19 protein-coding genes are annotated in these 22,861 nt (G+C 48.7%); 4 read left to right on the forward strand and 15 right to left on the reverse strand.

The annotated features are described in order from the left end of the window. Window positions 1–47: 47 nt before the first annotated feature. The 4 genes from ACW8F6_RS10175 to ACW8F6_RS10190 form a co-directional block, all read right to left on the reverse strand. Window positions 48–575, reverse strand: a complete 528-nt coding sequence (locus tag ACW8F6_RS10175; RefSeq protein ID WP_491575751.1) for a helix-turn-helix transcriptional regulator — start codon at window positions 573–575, stop codon at window positions 48–50. Window positions 576–1,773: 1,198 nt separating this feature from the next. Further along, window positions 1,774–2,028 carry a hypothetical protein gene (locus ACW8F6_RS10180; protein WP_491575752.1) on the reverse strand — a complete coding sequence of 85 codons (255 nt, stop codon included), beginning with the start codon at window positions 2,026–2,028 and terminating at the stop codon, window positions 1,774–1,776. A gap of 30 nt (window positions 2,029–2,058) precedes the next feature. Beyond that, complete coding sequence (locus ACW8F6_RS10185) at window positions 2,059–4,179, reverse strand: peptidase domain-containing ABC transporter (protein WP_491575753.1); 2,121 nt, start codon at window positions 4,177–4,179, stop codon at window positions 2,059–2,061. Beyond that, entirely contained in the window at window positions 4,176–5,423 is a 1,248-nt protein-coding gene (locus tag ACW8F6_RS10190; protein ID WP_491575754.1) for an HlyD family secretion protein, read from the reverse strand. The genes ACW8F6_RS10185 and ACW8F6_RS10190 overlap by 4 nt, the downstream gene beginning before the upstream one ends. Window positions 5,424–6,047: 624 nt before the next feature. Here ACW8F6_RS10190 and ACW8F6_RS10195 point away from each other — a divergent pair. Further along, window positions 6,048–6,749 (forward strand): hypothetical protein, encoded by a 702-nt coding sequence (locus ACW8F6_RS10195; RefSeq protein WP_491575755.1) that lies wholly within the window; start codon window positions 6,048–6,050, stop codon window positions 6,747–6,749. 465 nt (window positions 6,750–7,214) lie between these two features. Next, complete coding sequence (locus ACW8F6_RS10200; protein WP_491575756.1) at window positions 7,215–8,009, forward strand: hypothetical protein; 795 nt, start codon at window positions 7,215–7,217, stop codon at window positions 8,007–8,009. Between the two features lie 122 nt (window positions 8,010–8,131). On the opposite strand, the gene ACW8F6_RS10205 is transcribed toward ACW8F6_RS10200, so the two are convergent. Together ACW8F6_RS10205 and ACW8F6_RS10210 are read right to left on the reverse strand one after the other, a co-directional pair. After that, window positions 8,132–8,635 (reverse strand): DUF4411 family protein, encoded by a 504-nt coding sequence (locus tag ACW8F6_RS10205; protein WP_491575757.1) that lies wholly within the window; start codon window positions 8,633–8,635, stop codon window positions 8,132–8,134. After that, the gene (locus tag ACW8F6_RS10210; RefSeq protein WP_491575758.1) at window positions 8,635–9,681 is read right to left on the reverse strand and encodes an ImmA/IrrE family metallo-endopeptidase; all 1,047 of its coding nucleotides are present in this window, start codon (window positions 9,679–9,681) and stop codon (window positions 8,635–8,637) included. The genes ACW8F6_RS10205 and ACW8F6_RS10210 overlap by 1 nt, the downstream gene beginning before the upstream one ends. An 813-nt stretch (window positions 9,682–10,494) precedes the next feature. Here ACW8F6_RS10210 and ACW8F6_RS10215 point away from each other — a divergent pair. Beyond that, the gene (locus tag ACW8F6_RS10215) at window positions 10,495–10,941 is read left to right on the forward strand and encodes a hypothetical protein (protein ID WP_491575759.1); all 447 of its coding nucleotides are present in this window, start codon (window positions 10,495–10,497) and stop codon (window positions 10,939–10,941) included. A 734-nt stretch (window positions 10,942–11,675) separates the two neighbouring features. On the opposite strand, the gene ACW8F6_RS10220 is transcribed toward ACW8F6_RS10215, so the two are convergent. Genes ACW8F6_RS10220 through glyQ form a run of 4 tightly spaced genes read right to left on the reverse strand, consistent with a single transcriptional unit; the run spans window position 11,676 to window position 15,989 of the window. Continuing rightward, on the reverse strand, window positions 11,676–12,380 hold the full coding sequence (locus ACW8F6_RS10220) for a lysophospholipid acyltransferase family protein (protein ID WP_491575760.1): 705 nt from the start codon (window positions 12,378–12,380) through the stop codon (window positions 11,676–11,678). Between the two features lie 2 nt (window positions 12,381–12,382). After that, window positions 12,383–12,949, reverse strand: a complete 567-nt coding sequence (gene gmhB / locus ACW8F6_RS10225; protein ID WP_491575761.1) for a D-glycero-beta-D-manno-heptose 1,7-bisphosphate 7-phosphatase — start codon at window positions 12,947–12,949, stop codon at window positions 12,383–12,385. A gap of 8 nt (window positions 12,950–12,957) precedes the next feature. Beyond that, complete coding sequence (gene glyS / locus ACW8F6_RS10230; RefSeq protein WP_491575762.1) at window positions 12,958–15,033, reverse strand: glycine--tRNA ligase subunit beta; 2,076 nt, start codon at window positions 15,031–15,033, stop codon at window positions 12,958–12,960. After that, window positions 15,030–15,989, reverse strand: a complete 960-nt coding sequence (glyQ, locus tag ACW8F6_RS10235) for a glycine--tRNA ligase subunit alpha (RefSeq protein ID WP_491575763.1) — start codon at window positions 15,987–15,989, stop codon at window positions 15,030–15,032. The genes glyS and glyQ overlap by 4 nt, the downstream gene beginning before the upstream one ends. Before the next feature lie 145 nt (window positions 15,990–16,134). Between glyQ and ACW8F6_RS10240 the strand changes: the two genes are divergently transcribed. Beyond that, window positions 16,135–17,064, forward strand: coding sequence for a lysophospholipid acyltransferase family protein (locus tag ACW8F6_RS10240; RefSeq protein ID WP_491575764.1), 930 nt, complete (start codon window positions 16,135–16,137; stop codon window positions 17,062–17,064). Between the two features lie 43 nt (window positions 17,065–17,107). Here the strand turns inward: ACW8F6_RS10240 and ACW8F6_RS10245 are convergent, their stop codons facing one another. From ACW8F6_RS10245 to def, 5 genes are read right to left on the reverse strand one after another with little or no spacing between them, the layout of a single operon-like run. Beyond that, a complete protein-coding gene (locus ACW8F6_RS10245) occupies window positions 17,108–18,556 on the reverse strand; it encodes a TrkH family potassium uptake protein (RefSeq protein ID WP_491575765.1) in 1,449 nt (482 codons plus the stop codon). Between the two features lie 12 nt (window positions 18,557–18,568). Continuing rightward, on the reverse strand, window positions 18,569–19,954 hold the full coding sequence (trkA, locus tag ACW8F6_RS10250; RefSeq protein ID WP_491575766.1) for a Trk system potassium transporter TrkA: 1,386 nt from the start codon (window positions 19,952–19,954) through the stop codon (window positions 18,569–18,571). A 13-nt stretch (window positions 19,955–19,967) separates the two neighbouring features. Next, the gene (rsmB, locus tag ACW8F6_RS10255; RefSeq protein ID WP_491575767.1) at window positions 19,968–21,260 is read right to left on the reverse strand and encodes a 16S rRNA (cytosine(967)-C(5))-methyltransferase RsmB; all 1,293 of its coding nucleotides are present in this window, start codon (window positions 21,258–21,260) and stop codon (window positions 19,968–19,970) included. Continuing rightward, window positions 21,253–22,224, reverse strand: coding sequence for a methionyl-tRNA formyltransferase (fmt, locus tag ACW8F6_RS10260; protein ID WP_491575768.1), 972 nt, complete (start codon window positions 22,222–22,224; stop codon window positions 21,253–21,255). Before fmt ends, rsmB begins: the two co-directional genes overlap by 8 nt. Window positions 22,225–22,260: 36 nt before the next feature. Continuing rightward, window positions 22,261–22,767: a peptide deformylase gene (gene def, locus ACW8F6_RS10265; RefSeq protein WP_491575769.1), complete on the reverse strand. Its 507-nt coding sequence runs from the start codon at window positions 22,765–22,767 to the stop codon at window positions 22,261–22,263. Between the last annotated feature and the right edge of the window lie 94 nt (window positions 22,768–22,861).

A 22,861-nucleotide genomic window follows, 5' to 3' on the forward strand; every position in this document is an offset into this window, starting at 1 on the left:
AATGCGGGATGTCTTGACCCTAGATTGCACTCCCGAGCTAAGGAGAATCAGGAAACCAATGAGCGGATAGTACGTTCTACGGATAAATCCACATTGGGCATCTCACGTGCAAGATTGAACTGCATAGCTACTGTTGCGACCTCAATCAGCTCCTTCTCAAATTGGTACTGTTTATTGTTGCTTAGCCAAGTCAGCAAACTTGCCAATCGCCACAAAGATGTATTCCCTTCGTAAATCGGTAGAGGGAAGTCACTTCCACCACTGATCATCAACTTGCGTGCATATTGACGGCTGCAGTTCAGAATATCGGCAATATCTGTAAGACCGACCAGATCAGGAGCTATCTGAATCAGCTTTGCGTCTTTGATGGCGTCTTTAACATTCTTTATGGCGCTGGAAACTGCATCAAAAGCAGTGGCAGCATCCCGACTGAATTCAAGGGCAATACGCCCAGGGAGACCTATACCAATTAATGCGTCATCACAGTCGGCTTCGGCAAGTAGATCGATATACTCCTGCGGGTCAGATTCCATATTTGGCAGGCAAAACTTAAGGGTAAATTCAAAGCGCGCCACTCTAACCCCTCCCTATAAGTAACGACAGATCTATCTAGCAAAACCTTTCTTATAAAAGCTTAAAAAGCAGAACACTGGTTGTCAACTGACAACCAGTGTTCTGGCAATGCTCGAAGCAGTTTTAGCCTCAAGACAACGTAACCAATACAAACAGGTAGATAAGTTAAAAGCTTGCTAACCATGTTTCCTGGTGTAATCCCCCCATTTTTAACCGGCCATATGAGCAGAGGGTTGGCCGACCTATAGCAGCTGGGCTGGAGGGGCCAGTATCGGCGTGGCTAGCGCATCTGTGGGGAACAGTGATAACTCTTATAGATACCAGCCCTGGCTGGATGGCGAAAACGAAGAATTTGCCGACTGGCTGATCCGACTGAAGCACAACCAGAAAAACAGGGGCCTTTGCTATCTGCTACTAAGGAATATCAAAGGCCTTGGCTGGAATCATAAGCGGGAATATCGGTAGATTTATTTAAGCTTGCTACCATTAGTTATACGGTCGAAATGCACCCTAATTGGCAGCATGACAGAAACTACCGTAAGCTTGCATAATGGGAAAATACGCTATAACAAGCTATAGCTTCGAAATATACGTTGCCACATCACGGAATTTACTGAACATCTCACGAGGTAAAAGCTAGCTTTTTTCACTAGCTCCATAGGGTCTAACTAGACTGTTCAAAACATCAGCTTGAAGTGTCAAGTAACGCGTAAAGCTCTTTCCTGATTAGGTAAAAGTAAAAGGCTGACTGAACTGCCGAATATACGAAATAGAGTAAGCCGACCAAAAGCCCCCAAAACGCGTAAATCCAAGGTGCGCCTTGGTACTTTTCCACGAAATTGTATCCAAAAAATACAAAAGTGGTGAATAGTAGAGAAAAGACAACGATAGAAAACAGGAAAAACTTCAAATTACTATATCTATCTTTTGTAAAGGTTCTATACCGTGCTTCTTCGAGTACTGAATCGTCCAAAGAACTTGAGGATTTGCTCTTATCACAAAGCAAACTAACTATTTTTTTTCTCAATGCAAATCTCCATTAGATAGCGACAAAGCTACGCGTGTAAACGCGTAGCTGAGCACAAAAGCGAATTATAGTCGATGTCGTTTAGTTGTAAAAACAACTAAACTCTACACCAATGGCAACGAAACACTATTGCTTTAGGGTTTCAGTTCCTTAATTCTATACTCTCCTAAGAACTATTTCTGGGCTACCGAAACATGTTGTATACGATATCGTCCGCCACCGCCGCTCATTGTGGCGAATCCGTACCCCAGTCCAACAAGGCCTCCAACGATCGCGCCTACAGGACCGGCGAACGAAGCACCAAATGCGAGACCTGCAATGGCACCTGCACTTAGACCAGCCGCTCCACCAACGGCCACGCCGGCAGCTACTTCGGAAACTGAGCCACCAACAACCTGATAAAGTTCCGTATTATCTAACTCTTTCATACTTATTTCCTTACTACTTGAAAAACTAGGTTACCCTAGGTGAATCTGCTTCCTTGCAGTCTTAACCGTTTCCGGTCTATGCGCTACAAAAACGCGAGTAATACTGAGATTCTGAATATATCGATTAATACGAGCTTCATTCTCAATATCCAAGTGGCTTGTAGCTTCATCCATGAAAAGGATTTGTGGCTCGCGATACATAGCGCGCGCCAATACGATGCGTTGCTTCTGGCCCCCACTTAGGCTTGTTCCCATATCACCAACTAATGTGTTGTACTGCATAGGCATGCTGGCAATGTCCTGAGCGATACAAGCAAGTTCAGCGCATAAAAGTATTCGGTGAAAATCTGCATTCGAATCGAAGCAGGAGATATTCTCAGCGATGCTACCAGCTAACAATTGATCATCTTGCATCACTGCTGAAATTTGACTTCGATAGTTTGAGATCGACTTAATTGGCTTACCATCTACTAATACCTCACCACTACTTGGTTCCAAGAGTCCCATTAGACATTTAAGCAGCGTAGTTTTACCACAACCACTTGAACCCACGATGGCTACGGTGTCTTTTGGCTCGATAGTAAAACTGACATCCTTGAATACAGGCTCCTCGTCATCTCCGTACTTGAAGCTGAGACCTTTAACTTCTATACGCCCGGTCAAGGGGGTAAAGCTTCCAACTTCGGGTTGAAAATCTAGTGGACTAGATTGGTTCTCAATAGGTGTGAAAACAATATCTGAAAGACGATTAAGATGTAGATCCAGCATTTTTAGATCTATACATTTTGCTATTAACGAATCTATCGATTCTACAAATCTTGACTTGTAGCTCATAAATGCGAAAAGCATCCCGATCGACATCATATTCCCCATTACAGCTGTTGCGGCGAAATATATTACTAGAATATTTTCAGCACCAAACAAAATCCGGCTAATTGCGTCATAGCTTATATCCCAACGCGCTAGTCTAATATTCTTGTTTAGCGTATCAGCTAAAAGATTTTGCCACTGAGCTTGACGGTCTGCTTCTTTCTGGAACAATTTTATCGTCTGAATAGCCCTAACCGATTCCATAAAATGCGAATCATGTTTTGCCTGAGAAACTACACTCTCTTCAGAAAGTAGCCTGTACGGTCGGTATAGAAACACTCTAGCTAGCCCGTACATAAACGCAACGAGTAGAACGATCCAAGCTAGCTTTGTATCGTAGTAAAACATTGCTGCTAGTGTTACCAAGGCAAGAATCCCATCCACCAGAGCTGAGACTAGGCCGTGCGAAATAAGGTCTCGAATTTGACCCAGCGAAGAAAATCTAGAGGTTATATCTCCTAAATGCCGTTGTGCGAAGTAGCTTGCCGGTAAGCGAATAAGATGGCGAAACAAATTCGCCGATATTTGCATGTTTAGGCGACTAGACAAATACAAAATAAGCCAGGATCTAAAAGAATTTGTGGCCGTTTGTATTAAGAGCAATAACGCAAAGCCACTTGCAAGAACAATAAGCAGGTCATGGTCCCTTCGAAGTACAACATCGTCCACTACTGTTTGAATATAGAAAGGCGTTACAATAGTAAACAATTGAAGGATTAGGGAAAGAAGAAATATCTGTACTACGCTTCTCTTAAGTCCTTCAGCGCTTTTCCAAAAGCTAGTTAATGAAAGAGATCTTCTTTCTCTTACCTCTCGAAATTCTGACGTAGGCGAAAGTTCTAATGCAATACCAGTAAAGTGTTTGCCAAAATCGGAAGCATCGAATTGGCGTTCTCCCGAGCTTGGATCATGAATTGTAAAGCGACCCCCTTTAACGGATTTTAATACTACAAAGTGATTCATGTCCCAATGTAAGATGCAGGGTAGCTGGAGTGATCCAACTTCATCACAATCTAGCTTTAAGGCTCGGCCCGTAAGTTCAAGTCGATTTGCAAAACCTATTAATGATTTTAAATTTGTTCCATGGTTTGAGATTTGAAATCTCCGGCGCAAATCAGTTAAGTCTGTTTCATATCCGTAGTATCCCGCAATCATTGCCAAGCATACCAGACCGCATTCAGACGCTTCAGCTTGATGCAATACAGGAAGTTTACGCCGAGAGCTAAATTTCAGTAGATCTTCAGGCCTATCGTTACTATTAGTTTGAGATCTATCTGTCATAAACGGCCCCGTAAGCTATGTAAAGGCTCAAGAAGCCATTGCAATAAGCTTCGTTCGGATTGCCTTACATCAGCTGACAAAGTCATCCCTGCTCTAAGTGACACTTGCTTTCCATAGGCAGTAATAGTTGAGCTATTTATCCTCGCCGACACTCGATAGACCGGCTCAACAATAGCGAACGGTGAGTCCTTTAGCTCTCCTGGAAGTAATACGGATTTAGATACGTCGGTTACAACACCATCATGTAGACCAAATTTCTGATACGGATATGCATCGTATCGAATCTTCAGAAACTGGCCGGGTTCGATAAATCCGGCTGACCTCACCGGAACAAGCAATTCTACGTTTAGCTCGAGGTTCTTGGGCATTAAAATCATTGCAGGAGTGGTGTTCTGAGCTTGTAACCCCTCGTGAAGCTGTATATTGCTAACTATACCCTCCTTAGGTGCCCTGAGAATGTACCCCTGCCTCCCTCGAATTTCTGCCATTTGCTGGGACAGTTCTGAAATCAACGATTGAATTCTATTCGCTTCAATATTTTCTTCCTGGGCGAGTAACAATAGCTGGTTTTGCTGCTGTTTTATCTGTTTAGTTAAACTGACTCTATCGCGAGAAATCCCTTGCATAGAGCCTCTAAGTTCCAGCTCCTGCGACATCACTTTGTCGAAATCTGACGAAGAAATATGACCATTTTTTTGAAGATTTGAATATCGGATTGATTGCTCAATTAAAAGTTTGTGCCTTTCTACAAAAGTTTGAGACTGTAACTCTAATAGTTGTAGTTCCTGCCTTGTGGAATCAATAGATTGCTCGAGACCTTGTGCCCGATTACGAAACATTAGTTTGCTACTTTCAAGGCGGGAAGTAAGACGCTTCTTTTGGCTCTCTAACTCATCTAATTGCAAAGAATCTAGGTGCACACCATCGGAAGATACGCGGTCATCTTTTATTACAATTAGAGGCTGGTCCTTTTCTACGTAGTCGCCATCTTTAACTAAAATACTTTCTACAACGCCGTGTCTATTCGTGTATACCTTTATGGAGCCTTTTGCCGGTTCCAACCACCCAATGACAGTTTCTTTCTTTGCATAGCTACTTGAGGTTAACCAAACACCGGTAGCGAATACCCAAAGAAGTAGGGCTCCAAGTGCAAAGGTGTGGGATAACTTCGGGAGCAATAGAACGTCTCCATGAAGTCGGTCTATGTGTTTTTCAACAACTTGTTTGCGGAATAATTCGCTCACAAGGCCTCCAAATACATATCGCTAGGAGTGCAATTTTCAATAGGCATTGAAAAGAGATTCGAATATTCCGGCAAAGGGTTTAGATTCCAATTGAGCTGTAAATCTATGACTAAACAGTCATCTATGGTATTGTCAGAGGCAATAGATAAGTATGCTCACTGATGTGGTTCCGCGCTGCAGTACACCAAATAATAAGGCTGCGCATTCTACCGATGTTTTAAAAATTGTCCTGTCAGAAATAAGCTATCTATCCTGTAGGAAATTAGCCATAAATTCTGTACGAGATCGCCTACAAGATGGCATTTTGATTAAAAATAGGATTTGTCTGCTGCTATGTATCGACCTTCTACAAAGACATACTAATCTATAAGAAATATTCTTATTTTGTAGCATACCTATGCTTTGACTTTCGAAGAATCTGATAAATTTGATAGTGTGTAATTCAAAATACGTTGCTTGTATGCCTCAAAGTGTGTCTTGATTATTTTCCTTCGTGGCATTAGAACCTAAGTTTGATAAAACAAACTATCACCATAGCGTCAGATAGAATTGTGATAGTCTCAAGTTGCTAAATAATTGGTCGCTCCTCCATTGTAATATTATGAATCAGTAGACAGGGCTGGCATGCATAAGATCTATGAAAATGTTTATATAGGGAACTTTATTTACTTGCTTGGCGTATATTCAGAGAGGGTTAGGGCAAGAAGACTGACCTCCAATACTTCACAATTGGGTTTGAATGTATCGATAGGTTTATATCAACAGACACCTGCAGATCCAGTAATTGGTGATTTCTTTTCATGTATAGATGGAAGAAGCATCATAATAGAATTTAAGAAGGATAATGAGGGTGTTGACGAGAATGAGTTAGATAAACAGAAGTCAATTTATAACTATCTGATGAATAGTGAAGATACTGAACTTGTAAGAATATCCTACCTGTCCCATTTCATTGGCATTGGCGGCAACAGTGGCAGGGGCTGCATAGATATACAGTTTAGGCCATACGTAGAATATGAAAAAACCACCAAATCTATGTCATTACTTTCGTTTATCGAAGAATATTGCACTTCTGCTCGGCAAGCGAACCGTGAGAATCTATATATCGGATATAGTGGAAAACGTTTTTTGGAGTACCTTGAGATTCTTGCGTCATTTTACCAAGGTGATCGATCATTTAGTACGGGCGGGGTAATTGTCAATATATCTGCGGAAGACGAAATTAAGTGTCTTTCTGTCCCAGATATAAGGAGCCTTTTAGTAAGAATTGTCGAAATGAAGAACACTTCTAATCCAGCGCGTCAATCTAGCCTCTACCAATCATAGTCAGTAATGCGCCGCCTTTTTCGACCGATCTTTAGGCGATTCCTCGCAGGCTATAAAGTCATTTTGGCCGAGAGAATTTGCCTAACACGTACGGTCTGTCTGCTCTGGGGTTTTCCTTTGGTTTTGTCTACTTTATGTAGGGTGCCTTCTTCCGCAGATATAAGACGTGATCTGCATGGGTAGAATTCAGCCAACACAGAGCACAAGGCTTATAAGCGCCTGATTTGTTTATGTTTTCAGCTAAAGTGAGACAGAACGAAAGCCATTTCATTTAAAGTGAGATTGGAGTAGGCAGACGCAATCTCATTTTGATTGAAAAATGTATAGAAATCCGTAGGCCGAGTAGCAGAACGCCTGAATTGATACATTGTGAAAGCAAGAGACAAAAGTCGGAGGTCAAATCAATCTTGGATATTGTGGTACCCAAGATCGGCCGGATACTAAACGAGCTGAAGAGGTCACTTCATGCTAGGTCTTGAGACAAGGAATATTTCGAAAATTTCAGTAACTCCCGAAAGACTCTACCAACTGGCTTTCATTGTATTTACGGTGAGTATTGTTGTCGCCATTCTAATAGACAAAGCTCATTTTGGGAAAATAACTTGGGCTATGTACTTCGGGGCAATATTGGCGGGTCTTGGATTTTGCTGGGAGCTAGGAGGGCGACTTAGGAAACTATTGAAAAACTCCCTCTTTTTAACTGCATTGACTACATTATTTCTGGGTGCATTTACAACTACATTGGCGAATGTATACGCTGAGCATGTTATAAATACTGCCACCGGTCTAGATCCTAGTCTATTTCCTAATGGAAATAGACTGCTAACTATCTTTCTTATGCCAATTATATGGCTTTACTTTACTGCTATTGTTTTATCGATTTATTACATGATCTACATGCTCATATTTCCAGTCAGGAAACTGGTTAGCTATTTTAGTCGAATACTAATTCCTAGCGTCGTGAAAGAGGAGCCATCTGTAGATCTCGAAACGGCAAGAATACTAGGGGCGTTTGTAGTGTTAGTCCACGTTCTTATACTTATTGAGGCAGTACCAACATTCAAGAATAGTTTCCCGAAGGCGTTTATCAGCATCATTGTCGCAGCGAGCGATTACTATTCATATGGCCCGTGCCAAAATGTAACCCAGAACGAGCGGTACAAATTTATTGATAAAGAAACTATATCGGTAGCTAAACACTCGGGATCTGGTACATTCCTCAAGATGATAGAATTTGAAGATCGTCAATGTATAAAGTAGTAGCCAAGTGAATCGACCTGAAAAATTCTTCTTCCACTTTGGTCATTGTCGGCGAATTTATAAATTAGAATACAAAAGCAGGCTTAGTACCCAGTGTTATGCTGTGCTGTTGATCGGGTTAACTAGGATCTGACGGGACTGCCTAATACAAATTGCGCATTGAGCGTTCTAAGCAGTTCAAATGTTGTGATGTAATTAACATCGAAATGCCTGCATACATTGGGAATTCTTACCTTTTTACTATCGTCAGGTACAAGCACTTCGTGAGTGACGATAGTTGCACCAGTATTTGCGGCCTTGGCAATTAACCAAGGATCTGCGCCATTTAGAAAGTTGGCAATATTTCCTCGATCTTTGTTGGGCAGGTTTGCGACGTGTTGGGCAACGTCTTTCAGCTTTATTTGGGTATCTTTATCCGAAACATCCTGGAAATGATGCTTTCTTCTTTTTACCCACTCTGAAAGTTCATCACCAAATTGATGCAGTTCGTCATACACGCTAATAATACTGGCAAGAGATCCTTGCTGGTATTGTCGGTCAAGCCAATCCCAATAGGCTGGGCAGAAGCTCATATGATAGTGGAAATTTTTTGCTTGAATGTAGGTGTTTGCATCGAGCAAATACATTAAATATCCAGTTCCTTGGCGAATTTAGAGATATTGCTGGCCTTCATGCCTAGGAGTTGAGCTGCATCTCGTAATAATACTCGTCCGCTTAATGCTTCGCTCACCAACGCCTTAGAAAATCGCTCACTGAGCTGGCCTTTTTTAGTTAAGTAGTAGGTTGGGCCACCATCTGTGCGTTCTCTATTTTTATATTGTTCTTTTAAATCGTTGATATAACGCTGGTATAGTTGAAAAGACAATTTGCCCAAATCCAGTGCGCGGCGAGCTATTACCCATTTACTCACGTGAAAATGAGCTTCTAAAGCGGGAATATTGTCCTTCCAGTCATCACGTTCTTGCCATACTTGTTTAAACTCAGTTTCTGGTACTAGAAACTCACCAGCCACGGCATTGCACAACACTTCTTCTCTGCGTTGAGTTTGCGGGCTTGCATCAGATATACCACTTTCTCCAATCCAAATGTGTGCAAGTTCATGAATCAAGGTGAATAATCGGGCGCTAGGTGCATCGGCTTGATTAATAAAAATAACAGGAGCAACGGGGTCGAAGATGGCGAAGCCTCTAAACTCTGCAACAGACAATGGTCGTGTATGGTGTCCCATATCGCCTTGTCGCATTACCAATATGCCCGCCTCTTCGATTCTTTGTACCAGCATTCGGAAGTACTCGTCCCAATAGCCTCGTTCAGGATGTGGACCAACTCTCAATACGTGCCTCATATGCTCAACAACTTCAGTCACAGAGCTATCAACGTTGAATAGTCCAATATGCGGGTTGTTGCCAATGCCTTGATCTTGCAAGTACTCTAGAAACCACTGTTTCCGTTGCAAAACTACTTGCACCACATCAATCAATTCAGCACTTGGACGATGGGGCTGCTGGCTGCCAATCGTTCTCAAATCTGGCAGCGGAAGAGCTTCTTCTGGTGGCGCATTTAAGAACAGGTAACCAAACGGGATATGTGTTTTAGATGCAAAATTCTGCGCTTGTTTAAAGGTGGGAGGCTTATCGCCATTCTCCCACGCTTCTAACTTGTTCTCGGGCACGTGGAGCTTCTTTGCTAACGCATCCAAGCTTAGCCGAGCACGTTCCCGTGCCCAGCTAAGGATGTCTGGGTTAATGTTAGCGTACGCTGTGGCCACGTTTGTTTCCGAATAGTCTATTGATAACTTTAGTTTAGCTGCTGGGACTACTAACCATCTGTCTAGTCTGGTGTTTCAGAATAGTTCCTTCTAACAGCAGTTTGACGGCTTTTTATCATTATCACGCAGTATTGTCGAATCTCCCTTATTATCAGTGTAATAAAAGTGAAAAGGGAATGGATCGGAGGGCGACCCCTTGCGGGATTGACAACCTCAGAATGACATAACTCATTGAATTATCCTTACAATTCAATGAGTTATGTTTATAGTCGGGATGAGATATGTCCGGTACTATGCCATGTTCCGAGTGCATTGACGTGATAGGCTAAATATACAATGGGCAGTTACGCTCGGATTTGGCCAATCAAGGATGAAATCTTGGCTTGTTCTTAGCTTAACCCGCCCAAAACACTCTTCTTAATAGGCGGTAGCTTTACTATACAGGTCAAGCTTCCGGACGCTTATGGAGGTTTGTCATTGACAAATCCAACCTTAGTTTGGAAATTATGCTGCGATTTGGAGTAGAGTCATAACTGCCAGCAATAGTCTGTACGATGGCACCTAGTGGAGTGGTTGCTCGAGATTTTTAAAATGTTCTTTTAAATTCAATGCCTTAGTGGTGTTAAGTAAATATTCTGAACGTGGTTTGGTTTCCGAGAAAGCAAGCCGAGTCTGCTAAATAAACTGTTAAGTGATTTTCCCAACAAGGATGCGAGATTGAGGAAGTTCGAATACGACAATACGGTTTCTCAGCAAAATGAGGTGTTGGAATACATATCCACCCTAAGTTTGTCTGAAACCTCAAAAGAGGAAGTCATTAGACTTTCGCCTCTTTTAAATAAATACATTCCCAAAGGCTCAAACACAACTTCGCCAATCTTTGTTAGGTGGCAAACTGCTAGGAATCACCTAGACTCGCTGGCCAATCAACTCGGAATTGGAGCCTTTAAGTTTTCACTATTTACTCACCCAATATCCGCCAGTGTGATTGCTGGGCTCATAGTTGCTCTTATTACATTATTTGTGTTCCAACCCTGGAAGGATTCAGAAGTCACACCGCCCAAGACAGAAGTGGAGCAAAAAGAAGAATCAAGTCCAGTAGTAAACCCATCACTTAACAAGTCAAGCAACGCGGATGACGAAAAGGCCGCCAACGATTCTTGAAGCGTTAACGGGCAGGAGAAAGTAAGTGGCAGCAGGAGATAAAGAGAGTTTCGTCCGGTGGCAAGGCATTACGCGAGATTATTTTTCCTCCGTTTCTAATCTTGTGCTTGGGCTATCTACAGGCCTTCTAGCTTTTCTAGTTTCTGGTTTGGTTTCCGCCAAGCCTTCTAGCGTTTGGCTACCTATTTTTGCTGCATGCTCAATAGTCTTACTCGCAGTTTCCATTTGTCTAGCTGTTTGGTGTGCCATCAATCGCCTTCGGGATTTTCGTGCTACCACACAGATTGCGCGTTCCCGCTACAAAGATGAGCCGGTCAGTTCTAATGACAGGCAAGAAACTAAGGCCCTGGGAGACCTATCGTGGTGTCTATTTTGGTGGCAGCTAGTTCTGTTTGGCATAGGCGCAAGCGGGGCAGCCATTACGGTTATTGTGCAAATGTGGTCATAGCCATTGCCCATTAACAAGTGACTACGGTCTGGGTCGCACTGTCAGAAGGCTTCTAAGTGCCTGATTTTCAGGGGTTTTCAACTAAAATGAGATTGTACGTACGCCATACCATCTAAAGTGAGATTAGAGGAGTTTGGAAAAATCTCATTTTGGCTGAAAAATGCTTAAAAATCAGATAGCTAATGATTTCAACGAAACTGAGATTCGACAACCGTATTGATTAGTAGCAGTAAGAAAAAAGCCGGCAATAGCCGGCTTTTTTCTTTGAAATCAATAGGTTATATAGTTACTCGCCGTCCAATTGAGTGGCAATCCACTGCCTGGCTTCCTCGGTGGCGGCTTTGCTGTTTTTCTCGGTTGTGGCGATGGCCGGTCCCACGGTGAGGGTAATCAAGCCGGGCTTTTTAAGCCACTGGTGAGCGGGCCAACAGCGGCCTGCGTTATGTGCCACGGGTATGATGTTGTAGGACCCGGCGCAGGCAATATCGGCTCCGGAGCGGGCAAAACTACCCAGTTGCCCGGGTGCTTTGCGGGTGCCCTCCGGAAATATCAGTACGTGATTACCGGCGTCTAATCGGGCCAGGCCATCGCGTTTCACAGCCTTTAGCGCCTCGCGCGGATTGCTGCGGTCGATGGCGATGGGCTCCATGGCTCTGAGCCCCCAGCCGAAAATTGGAAGATTTAGCAGTTCTTTTTTAAGGACAGTGGAGGCCGGTTGAAAAAGGTACTGCAGCACCAGGGTTTCCCATGCGGACTGGTGATTGGCGAGTATGACACTGGGTGCTTGAGGCAGGTTTTCTAGCCCCCGCAGCTCGTAACGCACACCGCAAACTACCTTTAGCCACCACACCACAAACCGGTTCCACAGCGTGACAAAGCGCGAGCGGGTGCGAAAACTGGTCACCGGCCAGAGTAGGAGTCCTCCCAACCCAAACACCGGTAGCGATAACCAGTAACCCAGGTAAAACACCACATTGCGTAATATGAGCATGATCATCCGTAAATCGATTTAATATGGGTAAGCGCCGCGAGCAACGAATCAAATACCGGGGTGGCCTGCAAGGCAGGGTGATCGGCTAAGAGCGCTTCGGACTTGGACCCCTTACCAGTGCGCACCAGTAAGGGCTGGCAACCTTTACTTAGGCCGGCTTCGAGATCGCGCAAGCTATCGCCCACCAGTGGTACACCTTGGGCACTGGTATCAAACTCTGCCTCAATGGCATCGATCAGCCCAGCCTTAGGTTTGCGACAATTACAACCGTCCTCCGGCCCGTGTGGACAATAAAAAACGGCCGCCACGGAACCGCCCTGTGCTTCTACTAGCTGTGCAAGTTTGGCGTGCATGGCTTCCAGGTCATCTAAATCAAATAACCCGCGCGCTAAGCCGGATTGATTGGTGGCGACCACCACAGTAAAACCCTGCTGGCTCAGCTCTGCTATGGCTTCAATGCTGCCGGGAATTGGAATCCACTCGTCGGCATTTTTCACAAAGGCATCGGAGTCAACATTGATGACGCCGTCGCGATCGAGAATTACCAATTTCAAGCCCTGGGCTTCCATAAATGTCCTTAGGCCTTGGCGGGCACTAGCAATGAAATGTCTGCAACTTCCAAAAACAAAGCGCGCAATTGTTGCAATAGCGCCAATCGGTTATTGCGCACGTCTGTGTCATCAGCCATTACCATCACCTTGTCAAAAAAGGCGTCGACGCTGTCTTGCAAGCTAGCCAAGCTGGTCAGTGTCTCTGTGTATTGACTGGCGGCGAGCAGGGGCGCTGTTTGGGCTTGCTGCGCCTTAAGGGCTTGGGCTAGGGCCTGTTCCGCTGGCTCTTGCAGCAGTGCTTCGTCGACTTGATTGCCAGGTTGTCGATCGAGCTTAGCCAGAATATTGGCCACTCGTTTGTTAGCGGCGGCCAGCGCCTGAGCGGCCGGCAGTTGGCTAAAGGCTTGGACGGCTTTCACCCGGTTGTCTATATCCAACGGTTGGCTGAGAGATTTTGCACTCACCGCCATAAACACCTCGGGCGCTATGCTGGCATCTTCATACCAGGCCCGGAATCGATCGAGCATGTACTGCAAAACGGTATCGGCGAGCGCGGGTGCGTGTAACTGGGCGTGTTGAGCAATGGCGCTATCGAGCAGTTCGCGCAAATCCAGCGGCAATTTTTTTTCAACCAGCAGGCGCAACACGCCTAGACTGGCGCGACGCAAGGCAAAGGGGTCTTTTGAGCCGGTGGGGTGTTGGCCGATACCGAAAATACCCGTCAGGGTATCCAGCCGATCTGCCAAAGCCAAAATGGTACCGGTTTGAGTTTCGGGCAATTGGTCGCCGGCAAAGCGGGGCAAATATTGCTCATTGAGCGCCTTGGCCACTTCCAAATCTTCGCCGTCGTTCAGTGCATAGTAATAGCCGGCAACACCTTGCATGGTGTCGAATTCACCGACTATGTTGGTGACCAGATCGCTCTTACACAGACTACCCGCGCGGACTGCATGCTGCTCGTTAGCGCCTAATTTTTGCGCGATCGTCTTGGCCAGCTGGGCTACGCGCTCGGTCTTGTCGAACAAGGTTCCGAGCTGTGCCTGAAAGACGATAGTCTTGAGGCGCTCGCGCTGGTCGCCAAGCGTGGTTTTTTTATCGGTTTCAAAAAAGAAGGCGGCGTCGGACAAACGCGGACGAATTACCCGCTCGTTTCCATCGATAACCTGCGCCGGATCGCGGCTCTCTAGGTTAGCCACGGTAATGAAATGGGGCATTAGTTTGCCGTCGTCATCCAGCAGGTGGAAATATTTTTGGTGTTCGCCCATGGAGGAAATCAGTGCTTCGGCGGGCACATCCAAAAAGCGCTGTTCAAAGTTTCCGGCAAGTGCCACCGGCCACTCCACCAGAGCGGTGACTTCGTCGAGCAGCGCGGGTTCCATTTGAGCATGCCCGCCCAGATCGGCGGCACACTGGTTAACCTGCGCCACGATCTTTTGTTGCCGCGCATCGTAGTCGGCCAGTACGTAGGCGTTTTCTAGCGCGCGTGCATAGTCGTCTGCGTGCGCCAGGCTAATCGATTCGTTGTGATGAAACCTGTGCCCGCGACTTAGGCGATCAGCTGTTAAGCCCATCACCTGACCAGGTACGACGGTGTCGCCATACAGCATGACCAACCAATGTACGGGGCGCACAAATTCTTCGCGTTTTGCACCCCAGCGCATGCGCTTAGGAATAGGTAGATCGGCCAAAGCCTGTGCAACGATGCCGGGCAATAGCGCCGCAACAGATTCGCCGCCCTGGGTAACTTGCGCAAAAAGTTTATCGATTTTGCCGTCGTGTTTAACGGTGAGTGACTCCACCGCGACGCCGTTCTTCTCTGCAAATGCGAGACCGGCTTTAGTGGGCTTGCCGTCTTTATCGAAGGCAATATGGGCTGGCGGCCCCCACATCTCGGCCTCGGTAACCGGCGTGGCGTCGGGCAGCGCGGCAATGCTAATGGCCAAGCGGCGCGGCGCGGCGTAGGATTTTGCGTCGCCAAAGGCCAAGCCTTTTTGTCCCAAGTTGTTCAAGATACTTTGGCTAAATGCCTGCGAAAGTTGTTTCAGCGCTTTGGGTGGCAACTCTTCGGTGCCCACCTCAATTAACAGAGTGGCTTGTGTCATTTTGAATCTCCGGAGGCGGCTAACACTTCATCGCGCAGGGCCGGTTCAGCCAGTGGGAAGCCGAGTTTTTTGCGGGCGTCAAAATACGCCTGTGCCACGGCGCGGGCCAGGGTGCGCACGCGCAAAATAAACCGTTGCCGCTCGGTGACGGAAATAGCGTGGCGCGCGTCTAACAGGTTGAACGCGTGTGAGGCCTTCATAACCATTTCATAGGCAGGCAGTGGTAGTCCATGTTCAATAAGACGCTCGCTCTCGCGCTCGTAGGTGTCGAAGCTTTGAAACAAAAATTCCACATTGGCCTGTTCAAAATTAAAGTGCGACATCTCTACTTCATTTTGATGAAACACATCGCCGTAGGTGACTTTGTTGCCGTCGGGGCCAACGGTCCAAACTAAGTCGTAAATTGAATCCACACCCTGCAGATACATGGCAATGCGCTCGATACCGTAGGTAATTTCGCCCGTAACCGGATAGCACTCAAGGCCACCCACCTGTTGAAAATAGGTAAACTGCGTCACTTCCATTCCATTGAGCCACACTTCCCAGCCCAAGCCCCAAGCACCCAGTGTGGGCGATTCCCAGTTGTCTTCCACAAAGCGAATATCGTGCATGGTGGTGTCCAGGCCCAGGTGCTTTAAAGAGCCCAGGTACAGTTCCTGAATATTATCGGGTGAAGGCTTCATCACCACTTGGAACTGGTAGTAGTGCTGCAGGCGATTGGGGTTTTCCCCGTAGCGGCCGTCGGTGGGGCGCCGGCAGGGCTGCACATAAGCGCTGTTCCAGGTTTCGGGGCCGATGGCGCGCAAGAAAGTGGCGGGGTGAAAGGTACCGGCACCCACTTCCATATCCAGTGGTTGAAGAATCACACAGCCTTGTTCGGCCCAGTATTGTTGCAGAGCCAAAATCAGACCCTGAAAGGTGCTCACATCGGGAGCGCCCGCCTTGGAATTAGACACTTTGCCTCCGGGCAATCGCGTTCAGAATGGGGAAAGGGCCGAATTATAGCGGGGCGGGCCTATGGGTGTAAGTGCAGACTTTGGCCGTAGCGGCCTTTTTGGGGTAATCTCGCGCCCTTGAGAGACTATTACCGGCCCTTTGCCCATGTCAGTGAGTCAAACCGCGCCCGCGCTGCCCATAAAAAGTCGTCTATTGCATGCTGCGCTGCGGGTGATCGCCTGTGTACCGAAACCTGTGAGTTGGCGACTGGCACGCGGCCTGAGTGCGGTGTTACAGACCATAGGTGCGCGCAGTGCCCGAGTCACTGCGGAAAACATCGGGTTGTGTTTTCCACAGTTGTCCGCTCAACAGCAGGCTCTATTGACCGCCGAGAGCCTGCACCACACTGCGTACTTGCTGTTTGAGTCCAGCCGTGTGTGGACTTGGCCCTGGCAGCGCTTAGAGCCGCTGTTAACGGTTGCGCCGGCGGCTAAAGCGCGCTTACAGGCGGCCCTGGCAGGAGGAAAGGGTGTCGTAATTCTCGCGCCACATTTAGGTAACTGGGAATTACTGGGTCGCTATCTGCAGCAAATAGACGACTTGAAAGTACTCTACCACCCAGGTCAATCGCCGGCCTTTGATCAACTGATCTTGCACTACCGCCAAGTGGACGGTACCGCGGTACTGCCGACCAATCGGCAAGGTGTGATGGGTCTGTTCAAATGGCTCAAGCGCGGTGGTCTGACGGGCATATTGCCCGATCAGGTGCCTGGGCGCGACAGTGGGGGCAATTTTGCGCCTTTCTTTGGCGTGGAAGCCATGACCATGACGCTGGTGCACAACCTGATTCAACGCACCGGTTGTGAAGTTTTGGCTGGCGCCTGCCTGCGCACGGATACGGGTTTTGAATTGGTATTGGACGCGCCCAATCCTGCAATCTACAGCGACGACGAGCGCGAGTCGCTGACGGGTCTGAACGCCAGCATAGAGCGGCTGGTGGCCAAGGCACCGGCGCAATACCAGTGGGAGTACAAGCGCTTTCGCCGGGTTCTACCCGGTGAACCGCGCCGCTACAACTTTAACAAGCGCGCGTAAACCTGCGCTCGTTGTCGCAACGGGGCGCGAGAATAAGGCATGTTTATCGCCGCCAAAACATGGGCGTGAAGAGTACCAGCAAGGTAAAGACTTCGAGTCGGCCCAGCAGCATGGCAAAGCATAGAATCCACTTGGCGGGATCATTGATATTGCCGTAGTGCGCGGCCACATCGCCCATACCTGGTCCCAGATTATTAATACTGGCGCCCACGGCGGAAAAGCTGGTAACAAAATCCAAACCGGTGGCTAGCAACATTAAAAACATTACCATAAAGCTGATGATATAAACGGCAAAGAATCCCCATACAGCTTCTACTACGCGGTCCGGCACCGATTTTTTTCCTACTTTAATAGGGATGATGGCGCTGGGGTGAATTAACCGTTTAATTTCCCGATAGCCTTGCTTGCAGATAAGCATCACCCGCATCACTTTCATCCCGCCGGCAGTGGAGCCACCACAGCCGCCCATAAACGCAAATAAAAACAGCATAAAGGGTAAAAAAGTGGGCCAGGAGCTAAAGTCCGCTGTGCCAAAACCGGTGGTGGTTAATACCGATACAAATTCAAAACTGCCGTGCATTAAACTATCAAAAGCACTGTAAGTCCCGGTGCTGTAGAGATAACCAATAGTGATCACGGCTCCCACCAACACCCAGGCACTGTAAAACCGGCACTCTGGGTCGTTAAAGTATTGGCGCAAGCTGTGTTCGCGCCAACCAAAAAAGTGCAGCGCAAAATTAATGCCGGAAAAAAACATAAAGAAGGTACATATACCCATGATGGCCGGGCTATTAAAGTAGCCAATGCTGGCGTCGTGGGTAGAAAAACCGCCAATGGCCACCGTGGAAAAGGCGTGACACACAGCATCGAATTCGCTCATGCCGCCCAGTCGATAGGCCAGGGCACACAAGAGCGTGAGCGCCACGTACATAAAAAACAGGGCTTTGGCGGTCTCGGTAATACGCGGCGTTAATTTACTGTCTTTAACGGGCCCGGGTGTTTCAGCGCGATACAACTGCATGCCGCCAATGCCCAACATGGGCAGAATGGCTACGGCGATCACGATGATACCGATACCGCCCAGCCACTGCAGTTGTTGGCGGTAATAGAGAATGGATTTGGGCAGAAAATCGAGGCCGGTAAAGACCGTGGCGCCGGTGGTAGTTAAACCCGAAATGGACTCGAAGAGTGCATCGGTAAATGAGGCGTCTAACTCGGCGCTGATGTAAAAGGGCAGTGAACCAAAAAGTCCCAGCACCGACCAGAACAGCGCGGTAATTAAAAAACCGTCGCGCGTTTGCAGATCGTGGCGTGCGCGGTAGACGGGCAACCAAATACCCAGACCGGTAACAAAGGTAATGCCAAAGGCAAACAAAAATGCGTGATGGTGATCGTCGCCGTACCAGAGTGACATGGCCAACGGCGGGAGCAAGGTCAAGCTGAAAATCATCAGCAAAACACCCAGTACCCGGAAGATCACAGAAAAATGCATAGCTGCGTCCGATTAAAAAAAGGAAAAGCCCACCTGGAATAAACGCTCAACATCTTTGGTGTATTTTTTATTCACCAAAAACACTATGACGTGATCGCCGGTTCTTACGACTACGTCGTCGTGGGCAATGATCACTTCACTGCCAGTGTCGTGCTCGCGCACAATGGCACCAATACTGGCACCTTCGGGCAGGTCTATATCCTCAATGGCACGGCCCACCACGCGCGAGGTTTTGCTGTCGCCGTGGGCGATGACTTCAATGGCCTCTGCTGCACCCCGGCGCAGGGAGTGTACATTGACCATGTCGCCGCGTCGCACGTGGGTCAGTAAACTGCCAATGGTGGTGGTTTGCGGACTGATTGCGATATCGATCTCGCCGCCTTGCACTAAATCCACGTAGGCGGCGTTGTTGATCAGCGCCATCACCTTGCGCGCGCCCAGGCGCTTGGCCAGCATAGACGACATTATGTTGGCTTCGTCATCGTTGGTTAGGGCCAAGAAAACATCGGTGTCTTCGATGTTTTCCTCCAGTAGTAGATCCTGGTCGGATGCGCTGCCAAGTAGGACGATGGTGTCTTGCAATTCTTCCGACAGGGTGTTGCAGCGGCTTTCGTTAAATTCGATGATCTTTACCGAATAGCGTTTTTCCAGCTGCTGCGCCAGGCGCGAGCCAATGTTGCCGCCACCGGCGATAATGATGCGCTTGTAGGAGCTCTCCAATCGTCGCAATTCGCTCATCACCGCGCGAATATCGGCCTTGGCGGCGATAAAAAAGACTTCGTCGTCTGCCTCAATAACCGACGATCCCTCGGGCATAATGGCTTTGCCCCGCCGATAGATGGCGGCCACTCGGGTGTCCACAGAAGGCATGTGCTGGCGTAGATAGCGCAACTCCTGGCCTACCAAAGGTCCGCCGTAATAAGCTCGCACCGCCACCAATTGCACGCGCCCTTCGGCAAAGTCCACCACTTGCAGTGCGCCCGGATGTTCGATGAGTCGATAGATGTAATCAGACACTAGACGTTCGGGGCTGATCAGTACATCGATGGGGATCACTTCATTGGAAAAGAGATTACCCTGGGACAGATAGGCCTGTGAGCGAACGCGGGCGATTTTGGTAGGCGTTCGAAACAGACTGTGCGCCACCTGGCAGGCAATCATATTGATTTCGTCGTTACTGGTGACGGCCACCAGCATGTCGGCGTCTTCAATCCCGGCGTTGATCAATACGTCTGGGTGCGAGGCGCTACCGGTGACCACACCAATGTCGATGCGGTCACGCAAATCGTCAAGCAGCGCCGGGTTGGTATCTACTACCGTAATATCGTTGGATTCGCTAGCCAGGTTTACGGCCAGCGTGCCGCCCACCTGTCCGGCGCCAAGAATAATAATTTTCATGGACGCTTGATCCTTATGTCCGTTTCTGAATCAGACAATAGTAGAAGCCATCGCTATTGTACGGTCCCGGTAACAATTGCCGACCGGCGGGCTGAGCTATGCCCCAGTCTGCGTCTATGGGTTGTTCTATTGCATCCGCTGCCTGGGTTAAAAATGCTTCCATTACCTGCGTATTTTCCTGTGGCATGACAGAACAGGTGGCGTAGAGCAGGTAACCGCCGGGTTTCAACAGTGGCCATACGGCGGTCAGTATGTGCATTTGCAGGGCCGCCAGCTTATCAATATCCGCGGGCTTGCGCAGTAGCTTGATGTCAGGGTGGCGGCGGATCACACCGGTGGCTGAACAGGGCGCGTCGAGTAAAATTGCATCGAAGGGGTGTTTATCCCACCAATCTTCAGGCTGGCCGGCATCGCCGCACACCAGCTGTGCACTTGCGCCGGCGCGTGCCAGGTTTTCTTCGACGCGCGTTAAGCGTGTGGCATCGCTGTCGAGCGCTAGCATTTTAAGGTCGGGCGTTGCTTGCAACAGGTGCAAGGTTTTGCCACCGGGGGCACAGCAGCAATCCAAAACACGCTGGCCTGGCTTTAATGGCAATAGTTGACCGGCTAATTGCGCCGCTTCATCCTGTACACTCAATTGCCCGCTACTAAAGCCCGGCAACAGCGAGACGTCGATCGGCACATCCAGCACCAGGCTGCGCGCCGCCAATTTACCCTGTTGCGCCTGAATATTCTGCGCCGCCAGTGTCGTTTGGCAGTGGCTCATGTCCACATCGGGGCCAACCCGCAGCGCCAGTGGCGGGTGTTGGTTGTTAGCGATTTCTATGGCCTCGGCGTGCTCGGGCCAGTGACTCATTAACGCATTGTGAATCCACTTCGGATGGCTGTGTTGGGCACCGGGCAGGCTATTGGCATCGGCAAGTAACTGGCTGCGGTTGCGCTGAAAGTTACGCAAAACGCCGTTGACCAGTTTGGTGGCCCAGCCTTTGCCCAAAGCCCGGCAGGCCTCGACTGTGTCGGATAGCGCAGCGTGATCGGGTACTCGCAGGTGTTCCAGTTGATAGATGCCAAGTATCAGTAACGCCAGCAGATCGGCGTCTTTGGGCTTAAAGGCTTTGCTGAGCAGGTGTTGGACCACAGGATTGTAGCGGTGAAACCAGCGGCAGCCGCCGTAGCACAACTCAGACACCAACCCTACGTCGCGAGTTGCACAGCGCTCGAGAACCGGCGGTAACACCGAAGCCAGCGACTTGCCGCGATTGAGTACCTCGGCTAGAGCTTGCGCGGCCAGCGCGCGGCTATTCATCCGATAGTCCAAACATCAGACCGGGGCTAAATTTATCGCGGTAGCCCGCCAATACCTCGCTCGCGGGCAGCATTTTCTTGCCCGGTAATTGCAGCGTGAGCAGATCCAGCGCGCCATTGCCACAGGCTACGCGCAGTGCCTGTTGGTTGTTTGGAAGCTGTGCGATTTCAAGCAGTGTGCCGGGTTGCGCACTGTGTGCACAATCGACCGCGTTGGCCGACCACACCCGCAGGCGCTCATTCCCGACCGTAGTAAAGGCCACGGGAAAGGGGTTAAAGGCCTGTACACGTCGGGCAATCTGGTGGGCTGGTGCCGACCATTGAATGCGCGCTTCTTCCTTAGACAATTTATGGGCATAGGTGGCCAGCGCATTATCTTGTTGTATAGGTTGTGCGCGGTCTGTGGCCAGTAAATCCACAGCCTCTACCAATGCGGGCCGTCCCAGTGCGATAAGTTTGTCGTGTAAACTGGCGGCCGTCTCGTTCGACGCGATAGGGCACCGAGTAATGGTTAACATATTGCCCGTATCCAGACCGGCATCCATCTGCATGATCGTGATGCCAGTTTCAGTATCACCCGCCTCAATACAGCGCTGAATTGGGGCGGCACCCCGCCAGCGCGGCAGCAGCGATGCGTGCACGTTGATACACCCCAGGCGCGGCAAATCCAAGACCGCTTGCGGCAACAGCAACCCATAGGCTACCACCACCATAAGATCTGCCTGGTATTGTGCCACCAGCGCTTGATCCTCGGCCGACTTCAGGCGCTCGGGTTGGTGTACCGGCAATTGGTGTTCCAGCGCTAATGCCTTGACGGGACTGGCTTGCAGTTTTTTCCCCCGTCCTGCTGGGCGGTCAGGCTGGGTAAATACAGCCACAATCTGGTGTTGGGAGTCGAGTAGGGCGGCTAGGTGCTCGGCCGCAAATTCGGGGGTACCGGCAAAGATAATGCGCAGGGCGCTCATGAAACGGGGCTCTCAGTCTGGGAGGATGGCGGGCGCTTAGGCCCGCTGTCGGTGCTGTTTTTCCAATTTTTTGCGAATGCGATCGCGCTTTAAATTGGAGATGTGATCCACAAAAAGCTTGCCATTCAAGTGGTCCAGCTCGTGTTGAATGCAGGTGGCCAACAGACCCTCTGGCTTCATTTCAAAGCTGTTACCGTCGCGATCGAGGGCAGTTACGCGAATATGCGCGGGCCTTTCAACGGTTTCGTAAAAACCGGGCACCGATAAACAGCCTTCGTCGTAAGTGTCTTTCTCGGCGTCCAGCACCTCGACTTCGGGGTTGATAAAGACCATCGGCGATTGCTGGTCTTCGCTGATATCAATCACCACTATGCGCTGGTGCACGTTCACCTGTGTCGCCGCCAGGCCGATGCCCGGGCAGGCGTACATGGTTTCGAACATGTCATCGATTAACTGGCGCGTGGCATCCGTGACTTCGGTGACGGTTTCGGCCACGGTGCGCAACCGTGGATCGGGGAATTCTAATATCTCGAGTTTAGCCATAAACGGTGTGACAAACTTCTAGTAAAAAGGCAACAGTCGCTGCTAACATTATGATCAGACAGCATTTAAGCCGAAATTAACCCACCCTGCAGGT

It is taken from the genome of Simiduia sp. (assembly GCF_058345725.1).